General features: G+C 59.6%; 16 protein-coding genes. 8 read left to right on the top strand and 8 right to left on the bottom strand.

All coding sequences use genetic code 11. From position 1 onward, the window contains the following. Positions 1-10 precede the first annotated feature (10 nt). Entirely contained in the window at positions 11-1,747 is a 1,737-nt protein-coding gene (locus AAEZ03_RS09385) for a PTS fructose-like transporter subunit IIB (RefSeq protein WP_153336931.1), read from the top strand. 161 nt (positions 1,748-1,908) lie between these two features. Here the strand turns inward: AAEZ03_RS09385 and AAEZ03_RS09380 are convergent, their stop codons facing one another. After that, a complete protein-coding gene (locus AAEZ03_RS09380; RefSeq protein ID WP_123751314.1) occupies positions 1,909-2,178 on the bottom strand; it encodes a short-chain dehydrogenase in 270 nt (89 codons plus the stop codon). 424 nt (positions 2,179-2,602) lie between these two features. Then, a complete protein-coding gene (locus AAEZ03_RS09375; RefSeq protein ID WP_350577994.1) occupies positions 2,603-2,932 on the bottom strand; it encodes a DUF559 domain-containing protein in 330 nt (109 codons plus the stop codon). Between the two features lie 201 nt (positions 2,933-3,133). Here AAEZ03_RS09375 and AAEZ03_RS09370 point away from each other — a divergent pair, with 201 nt between their 5' ends. Further along, a complete protein-coding gene (locus AAEZ03_RS09370) occupies positions 3,134-3,490 on the top strand; it encodes a hypothetical protein (protein ID WP_148070719.1) in 357 nt (118 codons plus the stop codon). A gap of 53 nt (positions 3,491-3,543) precedes the next feature. Here AAEZ03_RS09370 and AAEZ03_RS09365 read toward each other — a convergent pair whose 3' ends face one another. Together AAEZ03_RS09365 and AAEZ03_RS09360 are read right to left on the bottom strand one after the other, a co-directional pair. After that, on the bottom strand, positions 3,544-6,081 hold the full coding sequence (locus AAEZ03_RS09365; RefSeq protein ID WP_350577991.1) for a PepSY domain-containing protein: 2,538 nt from the start codon (positions 6,079-6,081) through the stop codon (positions 3,544-3,546). 139 nt (positions 6,082-6,220) lie between these two features. Continuing rightward, the gene (locus AAEZ03_RS09360) at positions 6,221-8,530 is read right to left on the bottom strand and encodes a TonB-dependent receptor (protein ID WP_350577988.1); all 2,310 of its coding nucleotides are present in this window, start codon (positions 8,528-8,530) and stop codon (positions 6,221-6,223) included. A gap of 217 nt (positions 8,531-8,747) precedes the next feature. Here AAEZ03_RS09360 and AAEZ03_RS09355 point away from each other — a divergent pair, with 217 nt between their 5' ends. Further along, positions 8,748-9,428, top strand: coding sequence for a Fe2+-dependent dioxygenase (locus AAEZ03_RS09355; RefSeq protein WP_350577985.1), 681 nt, complete (start codon positions 8,748-8,750; stop codon positions 9,426-9,428). Positions 9,429-9,431: 3 nt separating this feature from the next. After that, positions 9,432-10,190 (top strand): tetratricopeptide repeat protein, encoded by a 759-nt coding sequence (locus AAEZ03_RS09350; RefSeq protein WP_350577982.1) that lies wholly within the window; start codon positions 9,432-9,434, stop codon positions 10,188-10,190. A gap of 74 nt (positions 10,191-10,264) precedes the next feature. Here the strand turns inward: AAEZ03_RS09350 and AAEZ03_RS09345 are convergent, their stop codons facing one another. Both AAEZ03_RS09345 and AAEZ03_RS09340 read right to left on the bottom strand, forming a co-directional pair. Further along, positions 10,265-11,428: a type III PLP-dependent enzyme gene (locus tag AAEZ03_RS09345; protein ID WP_048367284.1), complete on the bottom strand. Its 1,164-nt coding sequence runs from the start codon at positions 11,426-11,428 to the stop codon at positions 10,265-10,267. 396 nt (positions 11,429-11,824) lie between these two features. After that, complete coding sequence (locus tag AAEZ03_RS09340; protein ID WP_350577979.1) at positions 11,825-14,059, bottom strand: TonB-dependent siderophore receptor; 2,235 nt, start codon at positions 14,057-14,059, stop codon at positions 11,825-11,827. A gap of 184 nt (positions 14,060-14,243) precedes the next feature. On the opposite strand from AAEZ03_RS09340, the gene AAEZ03_RS09335 reads away from it, so the two are divergent. The 4 genes from AAEZ03_RS09335 to AAEZ03_RS09320 all read left to right on the top strand — a co-directional run bounded on the left by AAEZ03_RS09335 (position 14,244) and on the right by AAEZ03_RS09320 (position 18,336). Further along, positions 14,244-15,002 (top strand): response regulator, encoded by a 759-nt coding sequence (locus tag AAEZ03_RS09335; protein WP_350577976.1) that lies wholly within the window; start codon positions 14,244-14,246, stop codon positions 15,000-15,002. Positions 15,003-15,021: 19 nt separating this feature from the next. Then, positions 15,022-16,392, top strand: a complete 1,371-nt coding sequence (locus tag AAEZ03_RS09330) for an ATP-binding protein (RefSeq protein WP_350578087.1) — start codon at positions 15,022-15,024, stop codon at positions 16,390-16,392. 112 nt (positions 16,393-16,504) lie between these two features. Next, positions 16,505-17,380 carry an alpha/beta fold hydrolase gene (locus tag AAEZ03_RS09325; RefSeq protein WP_278938373.1) on the top strand — a complete coding sequence of 292 codons (876 nt, stop codon included), beginning with the start codon at positions 16,505-16,507 and terminating at the stop codon, positions 17,378-17,380. A gap of 38 nt (positions 17,381-17,418) precedes the next feature. After that, positions 17,419-18,336, top strand: coding sequence for a LysR substrate-binding domain-containing protein (locus AAEZ03_RS09320; RefSeq protein ID WP_350577973.1), 918 nt, complete (start codon positions 17,419-17,421; stop codon positions 18,334-18,336). 563 nt (positions 18,337-18,899) lie between these two features. Here the strand turns inward: AAEZ03_RS09320 and leuD are convergent. Together leuD and leuC are read right to left on the bottom strand one after the other, a co-directional pair. Then, positions 18,900-19,514: a 3-isopropylmalate dehydratase small subunit gene (leuD, locus tag AAEZ03_RS09315; protein ID WP_350578084.1), complete on the bottom strand. Its 615-nt coding sequence runs from the start codon at positions 19,512-19,514 to the stop codon at positions 18,900-18,902. Next, positions 19,511-20,932, bottom strand: a complete 1,422-nt coding sequence (leuC, locus tag AAEZ03_RS09310; protein ID WP_350577971.1) for a 3-isopropylmalate dehydratase large subunit — start codon at positions 20,930-20,932, stop codon at positions 19,511-19,513. The genes leuD and leuC overlap by 4 nt, the downstream gene beginning before the upstream one ends. Between the last annotated feature and the right edge of the window lie 164 nt (positions 20,933-21,096).

Below are 21,096 nucleotides of genomic sequence, written 5' to 3'. Positions count from 1 at the left end.
AGGGATACACATGAAATTAGCCATTGTGACGGGCTGCCCCAACGGCATGGTGACCAGCGTGCTGTGTGCCCGCTTGCTCGATGCCGCCGCGCAGCGTCAGGGCTGGAGCACCAGCGTAGAAGTGCATGACCCCAAGCACCCTGAGCGTCAGTTGTCCAAGGCGACCATCGACGAAGCGGAGTGGGTGCTGGTGGTCAGCAGCACGCCGTTGGACATGCAGCGTTTTATTGGCAAGCGGGTATTCCAGAGCAGCCCGGCCCAGGCCCTGCAAGATGTTGAAGCCGTGTTGCTGCGTGGCGTCAACGAAGCCCAGGTGTACACCGCCCCCAGCGTTGAGGCTGAGGTTACCGAGCAGGCCCACGCGCCTAAAATTGTTGCCGTGACCGCCTGCCCGACGGGCGTGGCGCACACCTTTATGGCGGCAGAAGCCTTGCAACAGGCGGCCAAGCGCTTGGGCTACGACTTGCAGGTCGAGACCCAAGGCTCGGTTGGCGCCCGCAACCCGTTGAGTGCCCAGGCCATCAGCGACGCGGACGTGGTGCTGTTGGCGGCTGATATTGAAGTCCCGACTGAGCGCTTTGCGGGCAAGAAAATCTACCGCTGCGGCACCGGCATTGCGCTTAAACAGGCCGAAGCCACGCTGAAAAAAGCCCTGGCCGAAGGTCGGCAAGAGAGCGCGGCAACCGGCGGTGCGGCACCGGCCAAGCAAGAGAAAACCGGCGTTTACAAACACCTGCTGACTGGCGTGTCGTTCATGCTGCCGATGGTGGTGGCGGGCGGCTTGCTGATCGCGTTGTCCTTTGTGTTTGGCATTACCGCTTATAAAGAACCGGGTACCCTGGCTGCGGCGCTGATGCAAATCGGCGGCGATGCGGCCTTCAAATTGATGGTGCCGTTGCTGGCAGGTTACATCGCTTATTCGATTGCTGACCGTCCAGGCCTGGCGCCGGGGATGATTGGCGGCTTGTTGGCGAGCACCTTGGGGGCTGGTTTTATTGGCGGGATCATTGCCGGTTTTATTGCCGGCTACTGCGCCAAGGCGATCAGCCGTTATGCGCGGTTGCCGCAAAGCCTTGAAGCGCTGAAGCCGATTTTGATCATCCCGCTGTTTGCCAGCCTGTTCACCGGCCTGGTGATGATCTACGTGGTCGGCAAGCCGGTGGCCGGCATGCTCGAAGGCTTGACGCATTTCCTCGACAGCATGGGCACCACTAACGCGATCCTGTTGGGCGTGTTGCTGGGCGGCATGATGTGTGTTGACCTGGGCGGGCCGATCAACAAGGCGGCGTATGCGTTTTCGGTCGGTTTGCTGGCCTCACAAAGTTATGCACCGATGGCTGCGACCATGGCGGCGGGCATGGTGCCACCGATTGGGTTGGGCATCGCGACCCTGATTGCACGTCGCAAATTCGCCCAGACCGAGCGCGAAGCGGGCAAGGCGGCGATGGTGCTGGGGCTGTGTTTTATCTCGGAAGGCGCGATCCCGTTTGCGGCCAAAGATCCGCTGCGGGTGATCCCGGCGAGCGTCGTGGGCGGTGCGCTGACGGGGGCGTTGTCGATGTACTTCGGCTGCAAACTGATGGCGCCTCACGGCGGGTTGTTCGTGCTGTTGATCCCGAATGCCATCAACCACGCGTTGCTGTATTTGCTGGCGATTGTGGCGGGTAGCCTGGTGACCGCAGTGGTCTACGCCCTGATCAAACGCCCGGAGCCCGTGGACATGGCGCTGGAAACGGCCAAGGCGTGAAGCAAGCCCCTCACCCCAGCCCTCTCCCGAGGGAGAGGGAGCCGATTGGGGGTTGCTGTTGATTGGCTGCGGTCTGCTGGCCTTGGCGCTGATGTCGTAAACGACTCGGTCAGCCCCCTTTCCCTCTGGGAGTGGCTTGGGGTGAGGGCCAGCCATCTCGCTTATTTCGGTTGTAAACGCCAGCCCAGGACGTTGAGCAGATCGCAGCCATCGCGCAGCAGGATCATGGCGGTGGTGGCGAGTTGTTTGAGGTCGATGGCGTCGGCATCTTGCACGTCGCGACTGGAGAAAGTTTCCATCAGTTGAGTCACCGCCAGTACGCGGGCGGTGGCATTGGCGTGCAAGACGTCAAGCGGGGCGTTGCGGTCGATCAGTAAGGCGGGGATGGTGCAATCGATGGCGGTGAGCGGGATGTATGTTGAGTTAGTCATGGGTAAATCTCTTGGGCATAGAGTTTAACCATCCGCTTTCGTCGCCAAACAAAAACAGGTGGCCGCTGTACGCGGGTTGGCGAACCGGTATAGCCCAAGAAAACCCGGCAGATCCGAAGATCTCCCACGCACAGCAGCCATAAAGCACAGCGAGCAAAATACACGCTCAGCCGTATATAGCAATTACGCATTATTCTTGAGCATCCCAGATCGCCAAACCCGGTCGCCTTTTGGGCGAGCGATGACTATAGGCGCCGTACGGCAAACGCAGCAATTGGCAAAGCTGTGCGAAACATCCCGAATAATCGTGAGAGCAAAAGCCCCTCACCCTAGCCCTCTCCCGGAGGGAGAAGGAACCGATTGGGGGTTGCTTGAGCATATTTACAGTCTGAAAGTAGTGCCATTGAATCCAGAAACAACCCGGTCAGCTCCCTCTCCCGGAGGGAGAGGGCTTGGGTGAGGGCGCTTTTAACATTCGCCCGGCCACGCGATACACCTCTTCCATTACCTCATTCATTTGTTCAAGCACCTGCCGGTTATCAAACCTCAACACGGTGATCCCCAGACCTTGCAGGTAAGCCGTTCTACGCCGGTCGTAGGCCAGCGACTGCGCATCAAAATGCTGGCCGCGGAATTTTAGATTCAGCAGTTGTCTGGCGCGTATTTTTTGCCAAAGGCGTAACTCGCAGTCGGTTTGCTCGACGCGTAAGCGCCGGGCGAACTGGCGTTGCTCATGGGTGAGGCGTGGCAGCATGTTTCACTTCCCTGTGAAAAGTTGATGTGCCAAGTTCAGCGTAGTTGTTTAAATCTTCACTGCCGCCCACTGAGTTTGGATATTACAGAGCTAGCTGTAAGAAAGTTCCTTTATTAAGTGTGAACACAATATTTTTTGATTCTTAATCTAGTCTTATAAAACAGAAATATTTCAGGCTTGCATTAGCCAAAGGGACTAGTTATGAGAAGAGGCAATATAAAAAGATCGGTCATCAACTATATAGCCAGCACTTTATTTATTCTGCTTGGCATTGTAGCCCCAGCTTATGGCGCCGCGCTGTGCAATGGCGGACCGGCGCTGCTGGGCGGGGTGCGGTGTGACATGTTACCGATTGGCGGCGGCTCGGCGTTGTGTTTGTTTATCGGTGTTGATAACAATGCCAATGGCCGAGTTGAAGGAGGAACTTCTGATACGTGCATCTTGATTGACGCCAATAATAAACAGCACCCTGGCTACAGTTGTACCCAAGCGTGTAGGAATACTAACGATTGTTCCAGGCCGCAGTGTTTTTCTTCAAAAATATCAGGCAATAAATAAAAATATTTTGGGTAAAAAACCGCCCTGACTTTCATCAGGGCGGTGATTATCGATTAGTACACATCCCGGCGATAACGCCCTTGTTCGATCAACTGTTGCACCGCATCAGCCCCGAGCAGGTCGATCAGCGTTTGATCCACGCCCGCTGCCATGCCGTTCAGGCTGCCGCAGATGTAAATCGCCGCACCGTCTGCCAGCCAGCGACGCAGTTCATCGGCAGCCTCGCGCAGCCGGTCTTGCACATACACCTTGTGCGCCTGGTCCCGTGAGAAGGCCAGGTCCAGTCGGGCCAACTCACCACTGGCCAACCAACCTTGCAGTTCGTCGCGGCAGTAGAAGTCGTGCGCCGCATTGCGTTCGCCAAACAACAACCAGTTTGGCTGCTGGCCTTGGGCGATTCGGGCCTTGAGCAAACTGCGCAGCCCGGCAAGCCCGGTGCCGTTACCCAGCAGGATCAACGGGCAAGGTTCGGCAGGCAGGTGGAAGCCACTGTTGCGCCGCAGCCGCAGGCTGATCGCCGCGCCCAGTGGTGCATGTTCAGTCAGCCAACCTGAACCCAGGCCCAGGCTGCCATCGGGGTGGCGCTCCTGGCGCACGATCAGTTGCAGCACGCCGTCCTGGGGAATGGAGGCAATCGAGTATTCGCGCATGTTCAACGGGATCAGGGCGTCGACCAGCGCCTGAGCGTGGAGGCCGACCAAGTGGCCGCGATTCTCTGGCAATTGGCGGCTGGCCAACGCTTGAGCGAGGGTTTCTTGCAGGCCATCCAGGTGCACCGGTGTGTTTGCCGACAAGCCCAACCCATCGAGCAGGTGTTCAACCGCCCAGGTCGATTGCCTTGGCATCACCTCAACCAGATCTCCTGCCTGCCAGGTGAAGCTGGCGTCAGGCGCGCTGAGGCCCAGCAGGTAAACCCCGGAACCGCTGCTGTCAGGGTTAAGCAGTTGCCGCTGCTCAAGGGGCCAGTTGGTGTAGCTCGGCGCTTGCCAGTTGGCGCCGGGCACAGCGCCTGTCAGTTGACTGAGGTGCACTTGCCAGTGGTGCAGGGCTTCGGGGTCGCCACTGTCGACCTGCACCGGACTGAACAACGACTGCGCGCCACGCTCTGCCAGCCATTGCTGGATACGGATGGCAAAGCCGCAAAAGTGCGGATACTGGCGATCACCCAAGGCCAGCACCGAGTACTTGAGGGCGCTGAGGCTCAGCGGTTGGCCGAGGATTTTGCGTTCAAAGCCGCGCGCGCTGTCCGGGGCTTCGCCATCGCCAAAAGTGCTGACCACAAACAAGGCATTGCTGGCCTGCTGTAAGTCTTCTTCGCTGACGGCGGCCAATGGCTGGACGCGCACCGGCAAGCCCGCCGCCTGCAATTGCCCGGCAGTTTGCCAGGCCAGTTGCTCGGCAAACCCGCTCTGGCTGGCAAAGCCGATGAGCCAGGACGACGCATCGCTCTGGGTGTCGCTAAAGCCCTGTCGCGCCTGTTTAACCTGGCGTTTTTTGCGCCGACGGTCCAGGTACAGCAACCAGCCGGTAATAAAGAACAGCGGCATGGTCAGGGACGCCACGGTGACCAGCACACGCCCGGTGATGCCCCAGTAGCTGCCGGTGTGCAGGGCGTAGATGCTGGTCAGCAATTGCGCCTTGTAGCTTTTTTCGTCATAGCGATCGACGCGCTTCACCACGCCGGTAGCCGGGTCGAGAGTGATCTGGTTGAGGGCTCGCTCATGGGGCGAGGTTTTCAAGAGGTAATAGACCGTCGCGGGCATGCCGCCAGCAGGGGGCATGCGGATGTTGAACTGGCTCAGGTCAGGCCCGGCGGCTTTCTGGATACTGGCCCACATCGCGTCATAGTCCGCCACCAGCGGTGCGCCACCGGCACTCGGCGGCCCACCGCGCCCGCCTTTGCGTTGTTCACTGTTGGGGCTGTCGGAGAAGAGCTTTTGCAGGCCTTTGTTGTACCACTCGTAGGACCAGGACAAGCCGGTCAGGGCGACCAACAGGTAAAAGATCAAGCACCAGGTGCCGGCCACCGCGTGCAGGTCCCAGTTGAAGCTGCGGCCTTTTTTCGCCCAGTCCAGGGTCAGCCAGGCGCGCCAGTTCAATGCCTTGCGCGGCCAGCGCAGGTACAAGCCCGACAGGCAGAAAAACAGCAGCATCAAGGTGCAGGCCCCGGTGATCTGGCGGCCGGTATCACCGATGGCCAGAAAACGGTGCAGTTGCAGCATCAGGTTGAAAAAGCCCAGGCCAGAGACGTCGCCCTGGTAGTCGCCGGTGTACGGGTCGACATAGCGCAATTGGCCACGGCGTTCGCCCGGCGGCGGGGTGAAAAAAATGCGCGAGGCGCTCTCGGTGTCAATGCCGCCCCAAATCATGGCCACTTGTTTGCCTTCGGTGGCCTCGACTTTACGCACCAATTCGGCAGGCGGCAGCACGCCGCTGTCGAGCTTCTGGACCTTGAGCACGGTCGGATTGAGCCAGTCCAGTATCTCGTCCTGAAACGACACGGTCGCGCCTGTGATGCCCATCAGAGCCAGGACCAGCCCTGCGGTTATTCCAAAAAACCAGTGCAGCTGGAACAGGGTTTTCTTAAACACGACGGCCGCCTTGCTCGCTCAATGTGTTGCGTCACCGCGCATTATGCCGTGACACAGTTGTTTACACGCAAATGCCCCGGCCATGGTTGGGTCGGGGCACTGGTTGTCGCTGTGGGCTGGCCCACAGTGGCTTGCGCGCTTAGAAGTGGAAGCTGGTAGTCAACAAGGCTGTACGGCCTGCCGCCTGATTGGCGAAGTGTGCCGCATACGCTTTGTCGTAGTACGTTTTGTCCGTCAGGTTTTGCACGTTCAGTTGCAGGTCGATGTTTTTGGTCAGCTTGTAGCTGGCCATCGCATCGTAGCGAGTGTAGGACGGCACATAAACGGTGTTCGCCGTGTCGCCATAGACCGCGTCGACATAGAACGCACCGCCGCCAATGGTCAGCTTCGGCATGACTTCATAAGTGGTCCACAGGCTGAAGCTGTTTTTCGGCGTGTTCGGCATTTCGTTGCCTTTGTCCGACACTGCAGCCGTGTTCACGCTGCCGTTACGGTTGGCTTTCATGCCCGGATCAACCAGCTCGCTTTTCAGGTAGCTGTAGCCTGCAAACACTTGCCACTTGTCTGTGATTTTGCCGCTGGCCGACAGTTCGATACCGTCAACACGGGATTTACCGGCGTTTTCATAGGTGTACGAGTCGGTCAGGACACGGGTGTTTTTCTTCTCGGTACGGAACACCGCAGCGGTCAGGGACAGACGGTCCTGGAACACATCCCACTTGGTGCCCAGTTCGTAGTTAACGGTTTCTTCAGGCTTGAGGTCGCTGGTGATGATGCTGCCCGGAGCAATCAGGCCATTACCTTCGACGCCTTCACCGACGATGCCGCCTGGCGGTGTGGCCGATGTGGCGTAGGACAGGTAAACGCTGCCGTTATCCAGTGGTTTCCAGACCAGACCGGTCTGCCAGTTGAAGAAGTTGCTGTCGTTTTTGGCTTTGGTACGGCCCGTCGCGGCGTTGGTGTTCGCGGTGGTATCAAACTGGTCGTAACGCAGGCCGGCGTTGAGCAGCCATTGCGGGTCGAGTTCGAGGGTGTCAAACACGTAGGCCGCTTTGGTCACGCCCACGGTGTTGGTGCCGTAGTAGTTGCGCGCTTCGGTGCCGGTCCACTCGTCACTCGGGTTCGGGTTGGACAGCGAGGTGCACTGGCCGCCGCTGTTACCGACCATACCAGGTGTACAGCCGTCCGGTTTAGGGTTGCTGTTCGGCGTTACGGTGTAGCCGCTGGCGCGGGTTTCTTCGCGAGTGAACTCAACACCGGTGGAGTAGGTGTTCTTGAAGCCCGCCAGGTTGAAGTTACCGTACAGGTCAGTCTGATTGGTGGTGGTCTGGGTCGTCGACACACGGGTGTTGGCGCGGCGCCAAACGGTGCCGTACTGGTTCACGTTGTGCTGGCTGTCGTCTGGCTGGGTCAGGATGTAGTCCTGGCCGGTGTTGCCGTGACGGAAGGTGTTCTTCACGGTCATCGAATCGTTGAAGTCGTGTTCGAACGTGATGGTGCTGATGTCGACACGGGTCTTGCGGAAATCGCGGTCTTTGAGGCCGTAGAAGTTATTGCTGTTGCCGCCGTCGTCCGGTTTGTCGTGTACGTGCGCGGCGGTTTTAGACGCGCTGCCGTAGCCGTAAGGAATGCCCGAATCTGGCAGGTCGTCGCTTTTGAGGTGGTAGTAGCTGAGGTTCAGACGGGTGTCGGTGCCCAGGCCGAAGGTCAGCGAGGGAGCGATGCCCCAGCGGTCGTAGTTGACCGAATCACGGCCCGCGACGTTTTGCTCGTGGCTCATCAGGTTCAGACGGAACGCGGCGGTGTCGAGGAACTGACGGTTGATGTCGACGGTGTAGCGGCGGGTCTGGTCCGAGCCGTAGGTGAAGCCACCGTTGAGGAAGTCGCCCAGTTTTGGGGTCTTGCTCACCAGGTTCAAGCTACCGCCCGCCGAGCCACGGCCACCGAACGACGAGTTCGGGCCTTTGCTGACTTCGATGGATTCGATGTCGAAAATTTCGCGGGTTTGCCCGCCTGCGTCGCGCACGCCATCCAGGTAGGTATCGCCCTGGGCGTCAAAGCCACGAATAAAAGGACGGTCGCCTTGTGGGTTGCCGCCTTCGCCGGCGCCAAATGTCACACCCGGTACGGTGCGCAGGGCGTCTTGCAGCGAGGTGGCGGCGGTGTCTTGCAGCACTTGCTGCGGGATGACGGTGACCGAGCGCGGCGTGTCGACCAGCGGCGCGGTGTACTTCTGGGAGCTGGCTTTTTCTGTCTGGTACGACTGCTGAGTTTGCTCACCGGTCACGGTGGTTGCACCCAAAGAAATACTGTTGCCTTGCGCTGGCTTTTCGGTGCTTTCAGCGGCCTGGGCCATCTGGTTGACAGAGGTTGCCGTGAGCGCTACACCGATGGCCGAAGCCAGTAAACGCGGTGAATTGGCAGGTATTTTTATACGTTGGCGCGACATCTGAAGATCCTCCCCCCGGAATTTGAGGGCGGAATATAGTGCAAACAATTCCTCCTAACAATTGAGAGGGATTACTATTCGCGCTAAATTTACATTCTTTACAATTTGCCGTTACGGGTTTTGCAAGGCTGTTCGTCCCCCGTTTTTTTAACAAAGTTTTACACGATCAATAAGAATCAATACCATTGGCACCCTTCTCTTGTTCAGGTATCGCGCCATGCTGCTGCACATTCCCGGCTTGTTCTCCCGTGAAGAAGTCCAGCGCATTCGAGAGGCGTTGATGGCCACAGAGTGGGCCGACGGCAAAATCACTGCCGGGTATCAGTCCGCCAAAGCCAAGCACAACTTGCAATTGCCCGAAGGTCACCCGCTGGCCAAGGAAATCGGCGCGGCGATGATTGAGCGCTTGTGGCAAAACCCGTTGTTCATGTCGGCGGCCTTGCCGCACAAAGTGTTCCCGCCGCTGATCAACTGCTACACCGGGGGCGGAAGTTTCGACTTTCATATCGACAACGCGGTGCGCCAGCCCAAGGGCAGCCCGGAGCGGGTGCGCACGGACTTGTCGGCCACCCTGTTTTTCAGTGACCCGCAGGACTACGACGGCGGTGAGTTGGTGATCCAGGACACCTACGGTGTGCAGCAGGTCAAGTTCCCGGCGGGGGATATGGTGTTGTACCCCGGTACCAGTTTGCACAAGGTCAACGCGGTGACCCGTGGCGCCCGTTTTGCCTCGTTTTTCTGGACCCAAAGCCTGGTCCGTGAAGACAGCCAGCGCACCTTGCTGTTCGAGATGGACAACGCCATTCAGCAATTGACACGCGATGTGCCCGATCACCCGTCACTGATTCAACTCACCGGCACCTACCACAACCTGTTGCGCCGCTGGGTTGAGGTGTAAGCCATGAGCTTTCAATTACGCCGCGAAGAACTGCTCAGCGGCGAGCAACTACAAAGCATGCTCGCCGAGAACCCGGCCCGTGCCGCACAAGCCATTTTGATGGCTGCCAAGCAAGGCATTCTTGAAGGACAAGCGCTGCTCGGCCAGATCCTGCTGGAAGGGCAGGGTATTGAGCGCGATGTGCCGCTGGCCTTTCGCTGGTTCGCCATTGCCGCCAACGGCGGGCACTTGATGGCGCGCAACATGCTCGGGCGCTGCCTTGAACATGGCTGGGGATGCGAGCTGGATGAGCGCGCGGCCGCCAGCCATTACCGCCTGGCAGCTCAGGGCGGGCTCGATTGGGGGCTGTACAACTACGCTAACTTGCTGGCGACCGGGCGCGGTGTGGTGCAAGACCAATACGCAGCGTTTGCGCTGTACCGCGAAGCCGCGCATTTGGGTCACGCCAAGTCGATGAACTTGCTGGGGCGCTACCTTGAAGACGGTCGTTATTGCCCGGCAGACCCGCAGGGCGCGCGCCAATGGTATGAACGCTCCGCCCATGCCGGTGATTTTCGCGGGCAATTCAGCCACGCCGCCGTGCTGGCCGAGCGCGGTGATGTAGAGGGTGCTCTGGTCTGGCTGGAGCGTGCCCAGGCCATCGGCAACCTGAAGTTTTTGCGGGTCAGCCGCGTGGCGTTGCTTGAGGCCAAAGAGCCGGCCATTCGGGCGATGGGTGAGGTGTATCAAGCGCGAATCAACACCTTGCAGCAGGCGGTGTGACACCCATCGGCGGCGCCGTCAGGCCATAAAAAAACCTCCCCGGAGGCCAATCCAGGGAGGTTTTTCTGTAAGGCTTACAGGTAGAACGACTTCAGTGGCGGGAAGCCATTGAACTCAACAGCGCTGTAGCTGGTGGTGTAGGCGCCGGTCGACAACCAGTACAGGCGATCACCGATGGCCAGGTTGAGTGGCAGGCCGTATTTGTAGTTTTCGTACATGATGTCGGCGCTGTCGCAGGTAGGACCGGCGATGACCACTTCTTCCATTTCGCCTTTCTTTTCAGTCCAGATCGGGAACTTGATGGCTTCGTCCATGGTTTCGATCAAACCAGAGAATTTGCCGACATCGGTGTACACCCAACGCTCAACAGCGGTGCGCGACTTGCGGGCGACCAGGACCACTTCACTGACCAGAATCCCGGCATTGGCGATCAACGAACGGCCCGGCTCCAGAATGATTTCTGGCAGGTCGTCACCGAAGTCTTCTTTCAGGAAGCGAATGATTTCTTCGGCGTAGGTTTCCAGGCTGTTGGTACGGGTGATGTAGTTGGCCGGGAAGCCGCCACCCATGTTGATCAGCTTGAGCACGATGCCGTCTTCTTCTTTGAGGCGCTCGAAGATCACTTTGACTTTGGCGATGGCCGCGTCCCACACGCTGATGTCGCGCTGCTGCGAACCCACGTGGAACGAAATACCGTAAGGCACCAGGCCCAGGTCGCGGGCCAGGATCAGCAGGTCCATGGCCATGTCGGTCTGGCAGCCGAACTTGCGCGACAGCGGCCAGTCAGCCGTGGTCGAGCCTTCAGTGAGGATGCGCACGTAGACTTTGGAGCCCGGTGCGGCCTTGGCAATGTTGCGCAGGTCGGCTTCGGAGTCGGTCGAAAACAGGCGCACGCCTTTTTCGTAGAAGTAGCGAATGTCTTTGGATTTTTTGATGGTGTTGCCGTAGCTGATGCGATCCGGGGTCACGCCCTGGGCCATCACTTTGTCCAGCTCGTAAATCGAAGCGATGTCGAAGCTCGAGCCTTTGTCGCGCAACAGGTTGATGATTTCAACGGCCGGGTTGGCCTTGACCGCGTAGTACACCTTGGCGAATTCGAAACCTGCACGCAGGTCGTCGTAAGCCTGGCTGATCATGGCGGTGTCGATCACCACGAACGGGGTTTCTTGGGTGTCAGCGAACGCCTTCATTTTTTGGAAGGTTTCGCGCGCGAAATATTCTTCGACCTGAATCGACATACGTAGGGACTCCTAGTGGCAAACGTCATAAATCAATGGGTGCAAATGAACATCCTCCGTATCCCCACTTTGGTTCGCCTACTTCCCAAGGCATGTCCGCCGAAAGCTTGCTCTCTCGTCGTCAGTACTTGAGCCGGATGGATCGTTTCCAGCATGGATGTTCGGCGCGAACTTTAGGGCGTGACTGCGCTTAGATCAACTAAAAATGTCGCATTTTTATAAGCCTTCGTCGGGTCGCCAAAGTGAGCTATTTAAGTAACCGACCTTGATGACGGTGTGATGTTCCCACCGTGGCTTTTTTGCCCGTTGTCCAATAGACGAAGCCCGCCATAGGGCGGGCTTCGGTAGTTGCACATTGAAGCGTGGCTTACCTGGGGGGAAGGATCGGGCCGGGCCTCAAAATGCAGTACTCAGGGTCAACGACAGGCTGCGCGGATCACCATAAATGGCGCCTGCATAGAAGCCGTATCGGGTGTAGTAGGTTTTGTCGAAGAGGTTGTTGGCATTCAGGGTCACGGCCGTGTCATCGGTGAGGTCGTATTTAGCCATTGCGCTCCAGATGGCATAACCCGCCCAGGTCACGTCGGTGGGGCCGCGGCTCACACCGTTGGTGGGAATGCCCGCCGGGGTAGACGTGGCGCGAATGCTGGTTTGCGCGGTGACGCCGGTGCCTAAGGTCAGGCGATCAAGTGCACCCGACAAGCGGTAGGTGGTCGAGGCCTTGAACAAGTGCGACGGGTCACTTTGGCCGTCGGCGTTGAGACGGCGGAAGTGCAGGTAAGTATAGCCACCGTAGACATTCCAGTTTGGCGTCAAGGCGCCGGAGACTTCGAGGTCGATACCTTCGGTTTCTACGCCGGTGCCCGTGGTGTAGGCCTGGTTACCGGTGGGCGTGGTATTAGCGCCATCGGTCACCGCCTTGTTTTCCTGACGGGTCAGGAAGTAGGCCGCTTGCGCATTGACCTGGCCGTCGAACCACTCACCTTTAATTCCGGTTTCGTAGCTCTGACCGCGAATCGGCTCGATCTTGTTGCCGTTGGCGTTTTCTTCGCTTTGCGGGCTGAAGATGTCGGTGTAGCTGGCGTACAGCGAGTAGGTGTCGTTGAGGTCATACACCGCGCCCAGGTAAGGCGTGACGATGCCGTTTTGTTGTTGATTGCTGCGCGCACCGTTAGTCGACAACGTGGTGCTGCTGTAGTCGCTGATGCGCGCGCCGAGGATCACCGACAAGGGGTCGGTAATGCTCAGGCGGGTGGCTGCATACATACCTTGCAGGCGGGTGGTGGTTTTGGTGTGCAGGCCGGTCTTGTAGGCGTTGATCCGGTAGTCGCTGTCCACCCCGTTGTGCCAGTCGGTAATCGGGAAGCCGTTGTTGGCGCGGAACTGGCACCCCAGCGCGCTGGCGCTGGTGCGGTCATCGCTGACCATGTTGCAACGGTACTGAGGCGACCAGGCGACGGTGCGGCTGTCGTTATAGCCGAACATGGCCTGATGGGTACGGCCGAACAAGCTGAACGGGCCGGTCACGTCGACTTGTGCCGATTGCTGGGTGGTGTCGGTAGAGCTGTGCAAGCCATTGAGCACGGCGCCGGTGCCATCCTGATTCCAATAGCCGCCGAATGCGCCGCCGCCTTTGGAGTTGACCTTGGCCAGCCCACGGTGATTCAACGCTTCAGTGGTGCTTTGCGAGGCTTTGACGTTAAGCGTCCAGTCGTTGTCAAAACGATGCTCCAGCGAGCCGAACGCCGTACGGGTGGTGTATTCGCCAAAACTCCAGCTCGGCACCACGTTGGTGCTGCGCGGCAGGTGGGTTTTACTGCCATCGCCGTACCAGATCGGGATGTTCGCGCCCCAGCCGCCGCCGACGTTCTTGTAGTACTCGTATTGATAGCCGGCGCCCAGGGTTGTGGCGTCGGTCAGGTCAAATTCAAAGTTGGCCAGCGCGGCCCGCGAACGGTCGGACTGATGGTCACGGAAAGAGTTGGAGTCTTCTTGGGTCATGACCAGGCGCGAGCGCAAGCGGCCATCTTCTGACAAGGGCACGTTGAGGTCAGCGCCCAGGCGCCGTTTATCCCAGCTGCCATAGGTGGCGTAAGCACGGCCGCCGAACTCGAAGCCCGGACGTTTGCGCATCAGGTTGACGGTGGCCGACGGGTCGCCGGTGCCGCCCAACAGGCCATTGGCACCGCGAACGATGTCGATACGTTCGTACATGTCCATGTTCAGCGAGTTACCGGCGCCGCTGAAGTCCGAGCCGCCCGGGAACTGCAGGCCGTCGGTTTTCCAGTTTGTGATCGGATAGCCGCGTGCCCGGTACTCGGTGCGCCCGCCCACTTCCGATTTGCTCATGGTGATGCCGGGTGCGCTGTCCAGCGCTTGCTCGATATTGGTGATCTGGCGGTCGGCCATTTGTTCCTGAGTGATGGTGGTGACCGACTGTGGCGTCTGGCGCGGGGTGAGTTTCATACCCGTCGAACTGGTGGTGCTCTTGACGGTGTAACCCAGTTGGCCGCTGCTTTCATCGGCCGAGGGCTGGGTGCCCTGGACATTCAGGGTGTCGAGTTCCAGCGGCGCGGCGCCAGCCTGTTGGCTGGTCATGCCGAGCATTGCACTGAGGCCCATGGCGACCATGATTGCGACAGGGCTGCGGGGAGCTGAAAGGCGAGAAGGGGTGCTTAATATCAAAGGTCGTGCTGAGAGATCCGTCATCATGCCCTGCGTTGTCATTGGTAATACTTCGTATTTGCAGATAATGTTTGGTAGCATTTTAGGTATCGCGCCGTCAGGCACTATTACGGATATGTGTGGGTATGTAATGGAATGTAATGAGCAGTACGTTTTGCCCACCCCCAAACCCCTCGCGGCCGCCAAGACGCTGTTGGTGGTCGATGACGACGATGAAATCCGCGAGTTGCTCTGCGACTACCTGAGTGAGAACGGCGATCAGGTGCTGGCCGCTGCCGATGGCGTGCAGATGTGGGCGCACCTTGAGCGCCAGGCGGTCGACCTGGTGGTGCTGGACGTCATGCTGCCGGGCGAAGACGGCCTCAGCCTGTGCCGCCAGTTGCAGTCGCGCCCCGGCCTGAGCGTCATCATGCTGTCGGCCAAAGGCTCAGCGCTGGATCGCATCATTGGCCTGGAGGTGGGCGCCGATGATTACCTGACCAAGCCTTTCGAGCCCCGTGAGCTGGTGGCCAGAATCAAGGCGGTGATGCGCCGACAAACTCGGGCCGAGCCCGTTGTGGATCGCCCGGTCACGACCCACCGCGAGTTCGCCGGTTATCGTCTCGATGATGTAAAGCGCCTGCTGCACACCCCGGATGGTCAGACCCTGACCTTGCCGCGCTCCGATTTCAGGGTGTTGCGTGATTTGCTCCAAACCCGTGAGCAGGTGCTGTCCCGTGATCAATTAACGCTGAGTGCAATGGGCCGTGAATACGCGCCCGACGACCGCTCGATCGACATGTGCATCAGCCGCCTGCGCCAGCATTTCAAGGACGGGCCCGTGCAGATCGTGACCGTGCGCAATGAAGGCTATCTGTTGAGCGTATCCAGCCCTGAAGCGGCGGTTTAGCCCGGTGCGCGACCTGCTGATGAAGGGGGTGATGCGCCTGTGGCCGAAAACCCTGTTTGGCCAGCTCACGCTGATTCTGGTCAGCGGCACGCTGGCCATTCAATTGTTGTCGAGCAGCATCTGGTTCGACGTGCGTTATGCACAGGTGCTCGAAGCCCCGGTCCGGCTAATGGCCAGCCGCACCGCACCACTGATTGACCAGCCCGGTTGTTTGCCGGGTCAGCCGCAGAAAGCACCGGCCAATTACACGGTCAGGTGTCTGGCCGCGAAACCCGATAGCCAACCTGAAAACGACCGTGCTGCCCGACGCACAGCGCTGCTATTGAAACAGGCGCTGGCATATGAATTGGGGCATGAGCCCACGGTTGAAATGATCGAGGTCGACCTCACCGATGCGCAGGGCCAACCGCTGGTCTGGCGCAGCCTGTTTGGCCTGCAAACGGCCACGGCGCACATCGACTTCGCGGTGCCGCTGGCCGACGGTCATTGGTTGAGCATCGAGGGGCACGAGTTGCAGGGCTGGAGCGGTGAGTCGGCGTGGGCCTTGATTGCCGACTACATTCTGCGGGTCTATGTGGTGCGCATTATCGGCGTGATCGGGATGTGCTGGCTGGCGGTGCGGCTGTGCCTGCGCCCGCTTAAACGGCTGAGTGATGCCGCCAATGCGCTGGGCGATAACCTGGATCAGAAGCCATTGGCGGTTGAAGGGCCGCTGGAGGTTCGCCAGGCCGCCCAGACCTTCAACGCCATGCAGAAACAGATTGTCGCGATGGTCAATGACCAGAGTTTTTTTCTTGCGGCGGTGTCCCACGACCTGCGCACGCCATTGACCCGCATGCGCTTGCGCATCGAGCGGTTGAGCGATCTCGATCAGCGTGAGCGCTTGAAGCAGAACATCTACCAAATGGACAAAATGATTACCCAGGTACTCGTCTATTTGCAGAGCGCCAACCAGCACACGTGCCAGTTTATTGATGTCGACAGCGTGTTGCGCAACCTGTGCGCAGAGTTGTCGACCGCCGCCGAGCCGTTGCCGGTCAGCGGCCGGGGCGGGATGATCTACGCCAACGGCGTGCTGTTGCACCGTTGCTTGCAGAACTTGCTGGTAAACGCACAAGCCTATGCCTGCGACATCACCCTTGAGGTCGAGCGCTCGTCTAGCGGCGTAACGTTGCGCATCAACGATCGCGGGCCGGGCATTGCGCCAGCGGTGTTGCAGTCGATCACCGACCCGTTCGTGCGCGCCGATCACTCGCGCAACGATCAGTCCGGCGGTTTTGGTTTGGGCCTGAGTATCGCCAAGCGCATTGCCATCAGCCACAAGGGCAGTCTGACGTTGAGCAATCGTGACGGGGGCGGCTTGACCGCCTGTGTGTTCTTGCCCGCTTAGTGAGGGTGGGGGTGCGATGTTTCACACTTCATGAATCGAGCCGCCACGGTTTGGCCCTTGCAGCAGAATCTGAGGGCCCTAGCATGGGCTGACCATTAGAAGGAGCAGCCTCATGTTCGCGGGATTTCAAACAGCTCAGCGCCAGGTCAATGGCGTTCACATTGCCTACCGTATTGGCGGCAACGGGCCCGGATTGTTGTTGATCCATGGCCACCCGCAAACGCACGTCATCTGGCACAAGGTCGCTGAGCAGTTGGCGGAGCACTTCACGGTGGTCGCGGCCGACTTGCGCGGTTACGGTGACAGCGAAAAGCCCGAAGCGGTGGCCGATCACAGCAACTACAGCAAACGTGAAATGGCCCGCGATTCGCTGGAGCTGATGCGCAGCCTGGGGTTTGAGCAGTTTTCGGTGCTGGCCCATGATCGCGGTGCGCGCGTGGCTCATCGTCTGGCGCTGGACCACCCGCAGACCGTCAACCGTTTGGTGATGCTCGACATCGCGCCGACGCTGGCGATGTACGCGCAGACCGACGAAGCCTTTGCCCGGGCTTACTGGCACTGGTTCTTTTTGATTCGCCCGGCGCCGCTGCCGGAACGCCTGATCGAAGCCGACCCCGAGCAATACCTGTTGAGCGTGATGGGCAGTCGCAGCGCCGGTTTGCAGCCGTTTACGGCGCCTGCGCTGGCCGAATACGTGCGCTGCATTCAATTGCCAGGTACGGCGCGGGGGATCTGCGAGGACTACCGCGCCAGCGCCAGCATCGACCTTGAGCATGACCGCGAAGACATCGATGCCGGTCGGCAACTGAACCTGCCGGTGCTGGTGCTGTGGGGCGCGCAAGGCACGGTCGGGCGCTGTTTCGACCCGCTGGCCGAATGGCAGAAAGTCGCAACCGATGTGCGTGGCCAGGCGTTACCGTGCGGGCACTACATTGGCGAGGAAGTCCCGCAATTGCTGCTTGAGCACGTGCTGCCTTTTTTGCGCTGAGCTATTCTCTGCATTCTTGTCGCCACGCGTTCATGACCATGCCGCCCAAAAAAGACACTGCGCCGTTGCCTGAAGACCTGCGGGTGTTCCTTACGGTTGTGCGCAAGGGCGGCTTTGCCGCGGCGGCAGAAGAGCTGGGATTGTCCCCGGCCTATGTCAGCAAACGTATCCAGATCCTTGAAACCACCCTTGGCAGCCGCTTGCTGCACCGCACCAGTCGACGTGTCGCCCTGACCGACGACGGTGAGCGGGTGCAGCGCTGGGCGGTGCGCATCCTCGATGATGTTCAGCAGTTGCAGGACGAACTGTCCGAAGCGCATACCGCGCCCCGTGGCCGTTTGCACCTGTGCAGCAGCTTTGGCTTTGGCCGCAACCATGTCGCGCCGGCCATTTCGTTACTGGCCGAGCAATACCCGGAACTGGAAATCCGCCTCGATGTGTTTGATCGTGTGGTGGACATTGTGCATGAAGGGTTCGACCTGGAAATCCATGTGGGCGATGACATTGCCGGTCAACACATCGGCCGTCGTCTGGTGACCAACAACCGCGTACTGTGCGCCTCGCCCGATTACCTCAAGCGCCGGGGCGTGCCTGAGTCGCTGCAAGATTTGCAGCAGCACGATTGCCTGGTGCTTAAAGAACGCGACAACGCATTTGGTATCTGGCAACTGCAAGGCCCGGAAGGTGAAGCCAGCGTGAGGGTCAGCGGGCCGCTGTCTTCCAACAGCGGCGAAATCGTATTGCAGTGGGCGCTGGACGGGCGCGGTGTGTTGCTGCGCTCGATGTGGGATGTAAAACCGCTGCTGGACCAAGGGCGGCTGGTGCAAGTGCTGGCTGACTACCGGCAAAGCGCCGACGTATGGGCGGTGTACCCGACGCGGTTGGCCAATTCCGGCAAGTTGCGGGTGTGTGTGGAGTTTTTGCAGGCGCACCTGCGACAACTCTCCACCTTGTAGGATCGAGCTCGTCTCGCGATCTTTTAAAGATCAACAGATCGCGAGACAAGCTCGCTCTTATCAAACATAAAATAAGTGATTGATTCTAAAGGCCTTGTAGGAGCGAGCTTGCTCGCGATCTTTTGATCTTGATCTGGCTTTTGATCTGAGAGGCCCCGTTAAACCACGCTGGCCGAACGCAGGTTTTGCGCAGTGGCTAACCCGGCAGGACGCCGGGTTAGCCGCGACACGGCCAGGGATGGCCGATCGCGGCGGACCCACGGAGCAAGGCCTGTGGTGAGGGCATGCCGAGCCTCAGCGAGGCACCGAGGGGTTGGGGCAAAAAGCGTTTGGTTACTTTGCGCTTTCAAAGTGACGCGCCGTAAGGGCGGAACCCTAAGTGGCCGTTGCCGCAGCAATGGATATGTACCCAAGAATCCCGAAGTGGATGGTTTTACGGCTGCACGCAGCCGATCGCAGCCTTCGTACCTCGTCAGCGACTACAGTGTCCTGTTTGATGCGCGACAGCGCGGCGTCGAAGACGGGGCGGCAACTCCTACAGGGGGCTGGGGTGAGGGCGCTTTTCAGCGCAACCAGGGATTAGCCTGCAAATGCCGCTGCTCAAATTCACGAATCTGCGCGCTGCGCTGCAAGGTGCTGCCTATCGCATCCAGCCCCTGTAACAGCGTAGTTTTACGTAGGTCGTCGATCTTGAATTCAATCACTGACCCCTCCGCCAGGCGGATACTTTGCGTGATCAGGTCAATCGTGATTTCAGCCGTTTCGGGCTGGCTGATGAGTCGGCCCAGCGCCTGCACCAATACGTCTTCGAGGGTGATCACCAGTACGCCGTTGCGCTGGCAGTTGTCATAGAAAATCCCGGCGAAGCTGCTGCCAATCAGTGCGCGGATACCTAGCTGTTTCAAGCCCCAGACCGCATGCTCGCGGCTGGAACCACAGCCGAAGTTCGGCCCGGTGACCAGAAAACGCGCGTCTTGCCACGCGGGCTGATTGAGGATGAACTCAGGGTTTGGCGCGCCCGAGGGCAGAAAGCGCAGATCGAAAAACACACCGCGGTCCAGCCCGTTGCGATCAATACCTTTAAGAAACTGTTTGGGCATGATCACGTCGGTGTCGATATTAGCGGCGAGCAGGGGCGCGGCCTTGCCGCTGACGGTGGTGAAAGGTTGCATGCTCAGAGTCTCCCGGCAAGTTGGCGAACGTCAGTGAGGTGGCCGGTAATGGCGGCGGCCGCGACCATGGCCGGGCTCATCAGGTGGGTGCGTGCCCCGGCGCCCTGGCGGCCTTCGAAGTTGCGGTTGGTGCTGGAGGCGCAGCGGTCGCCGGGGGCGAGCACGTCATCGTTCATGGCCAGGCACATCGAGCAGCCGGACTGGCGCCACTCAAATCCAGCCTCGATAAAGATCGCCGCCAAGCCTTCTGCTTCAGCCTGATCGCGTACCTGGGTGGAGCCTGGAACTATCATGGCGCGTACATGGGCTGCAACTTTGTGGCCGCGCACAACATGGGCCGCGTCGCGTAAATCTTCTATACGGGCGTTGGTGCAGGAGCCGATAAAGGCGTGGCTGATGACCACCTCGTTCAGCGCCATGCCGGGCTCCAGGCCCATGTAGCTCAAGGCGCGACGCATGTCCTGGCGCAAAATCAAATCGCTGACACCCTGCGGGTCAGGTACGGTGCTGCCAATGGTCGCGGCCTGGTCGGGGCTGGTGCCCCAGGTGACCATGGGTTGCAACTCGCTGGCGTCCAGGTGCACTTCTTGATCGAAGCGTGCGCCGGGGTCGCTGTACAGCAAGCGCCAGCAGGCCACGGCGCGTTCCCATTGTTCGCCTTGCGGGGCGCGCGGCTTGAGTTGCAGGTAGGCGAACACTTTGTCATCGGGGGCCATAAAGGCGCCGCGAGCACCGGCTTCGACGGCCATGTTGCAGATGGTCATGCGCGCTTCGACGCTCAGCGCTTCAATGGTTGAACCGGCAAACTCGATGGCGTAGCCGCTGGCGCCGGAGGCACCGATCTTGCCGATCAGAGCCATGATCACGTCTTTGGAGGTCAGCCCTGTGCCCAGCTCACCGTCGACTGTGACACGCATGCTTTTCAGGCGTTTATACACCAGGGTCTGGGTGGCCAGCAGGTGCTCGATTTCCGAGGTGCCGATGCCGAATCCAAACGCACCCAGTGCGCCGTAGGTAGTGGTGTGGCTGTCACCGGCGGCGATCACCATGCCGGGCAAGATAAACCCTTGTTCCGGGGCGATGACGTGTTCGATGCCCTGGCGCTTGTCGAGCACATCAAACAGCTCGATGGCGAACTTTTCGCAGTTCTGTTGCAGGTACGACACCTGTAACGCCCCGCCGGCATCGGCCATGGCTGCAACGCGCAGCGGCGCGGTCGGGTTCACATGGTCAACCACCGCCAGTGCAGTTTGCGGGCGCCACACATCACGCCCGGCTTCGCGCAAACCACTGAAGGCTTGCGGGCTGGTGTACTCGTTAATGACCTGACGATCGATGTAGAGCAAAACATGCCCTTGGTCATCGAGCGCGCACACGGTGTGCGCATCGATGTGCTTGTCATAGAGGGTTTTGGCGTGGGTCATGGGTCAGGCTCGCAGCGAAAGGCATGCGAGCCATCATAAGGACGGGCGGTGCACCATCAATGGCCAGGCAGTGATGGCTCAGATCATGATTCGTGTTGGATAAGCCCTGTAGGCGCGAGCTTGTCTCGCGATCTTTTAAAGGTCAAAAGATCGCGAGACAAGCT

This window comes from Pseudomonas sp. HY2-MNA-CIBAN-0224, from assembly GCF_040310285.1.
GTDB classification, from domain to species: Bacteria; Pseudomonadota; Gammaproteobacteria; order Pseudomonadales; family Pseudomonadaceae; genus Aquipseudomonas; species Aquipseudomonas helleri.
Note: the sequence above shows the minus strand (reverse complement) of the source record. Positions and strands in the feature narration are given on the sequence as shown.

What these genes read in the sequence shown, in the direction of transcription:
- AAEZ03_RS09375 (WP_350577994.1), bottom strand. Translation starts at nt 2,932, where the DNA reads ATGCTGCCACGCCTCACCCATGAGCAACGCCAGTTCGCCCGGCGCTTA.
- AAEZ03_RS09360 (WP_350577988.1), bottom strand. Translation starts at nt 8,530, where the DNA reads ATGTCGCGCCAACGTATAAAAATACCTGCCAATTCACCGCGTTTACTG.
- AAEZ03_RS09320 (WP_350577973.1), top strand. Translation starts at nt 17,419, where the DNA reads ATGCCGCCCAAAAAAGACACTGCGCCGTTGCCTGAAGACCTGCGGGTG.
- AAEZ03_RS09370 (WP_148070719.1), top strand. Translation starts at nt 3,134, where the DNA reads ATGAGAAGAGGCAATATAAAAAGATCGGTCATCAACTATATAGCCAGC.
- AAEZ03_RS09325 (WP_278938373.1), top strand. Translation starts at nt 16,505, where the DNA reads ATGTTCGCGGGATTTCAAACAGCTCAGCGCCAGGTCAATGGCGTTCAC.
- AAEZ03_RS09385 (WP_153336931.1), top strand. Translation starts at nt 11, where the DNA reads ATGAAATTAGCCATTGTGACGGGCTGCCCCAACGGCATGGTGACCAGC.
- AAEZ03_RS09330 (WP_350578087.1), top strand. Translation starts at nt 15,022, where the DNA reads ATGAAGGGGGTGATGCGCCTGTGGCCGAAAACCCTGTTTGGCCAGCTC.
- AAEZ03_RS09350 (WP_350577982.1), top strand. Translation starts at nt 9,432, where the DNA reads ATGAGCTTTCAATTACGCCGCGAAGAACTGCTCAGCGGCGAGCAACTA.
- AAEZ03_RS09380 (WP_123751314.1), bottom strand. Translation starts at nt 2,178, where the DNA reads ATGACTAACTCAACATACATCCCGCTCACCGCCATCGATTGCACCATC.
- leuC (WP_350577971.1), bottom strand. Translation starts at nt 20,932, where the DNA reads ATGACCCACGCCAAAACCCTCTATGACAAGCACATCGATGCGCACACC.
- AAEZ03_RS09335 (WP_350577976.1), top strand. Translation starts at nt 14,244, where the DNA reads ATGGAATGTAATGAGCAGTACGTTTTGCCCACCCCCAAACCCCTCGCG.
- AAEZ03_RS09340 (WP_350577979.1), bottom strand. Translation starts at nt 14,059, where the DNA reads ATGGTCGCCATGGGCCTCAGTGCAATGCTCGGCATGACCAGCCAACAG.
- AAEZ03_RS09355 (WP_350577985.1), top strand. Translation starts at nt 8,748, where the DNA reads ATGCTGCTGCACATTCCCGGCTTGTTCTCCCGTGAAGAAGTCCAGCGC.
- AAEZ03_RS09345 (WP_048367284.1), bottom strand. Translation starts at nt 11,428, where the DNA reads ATGTCGATTCAGGTCGAAGAATATTTCGCGCGCGAAACCTTCCAAAAA.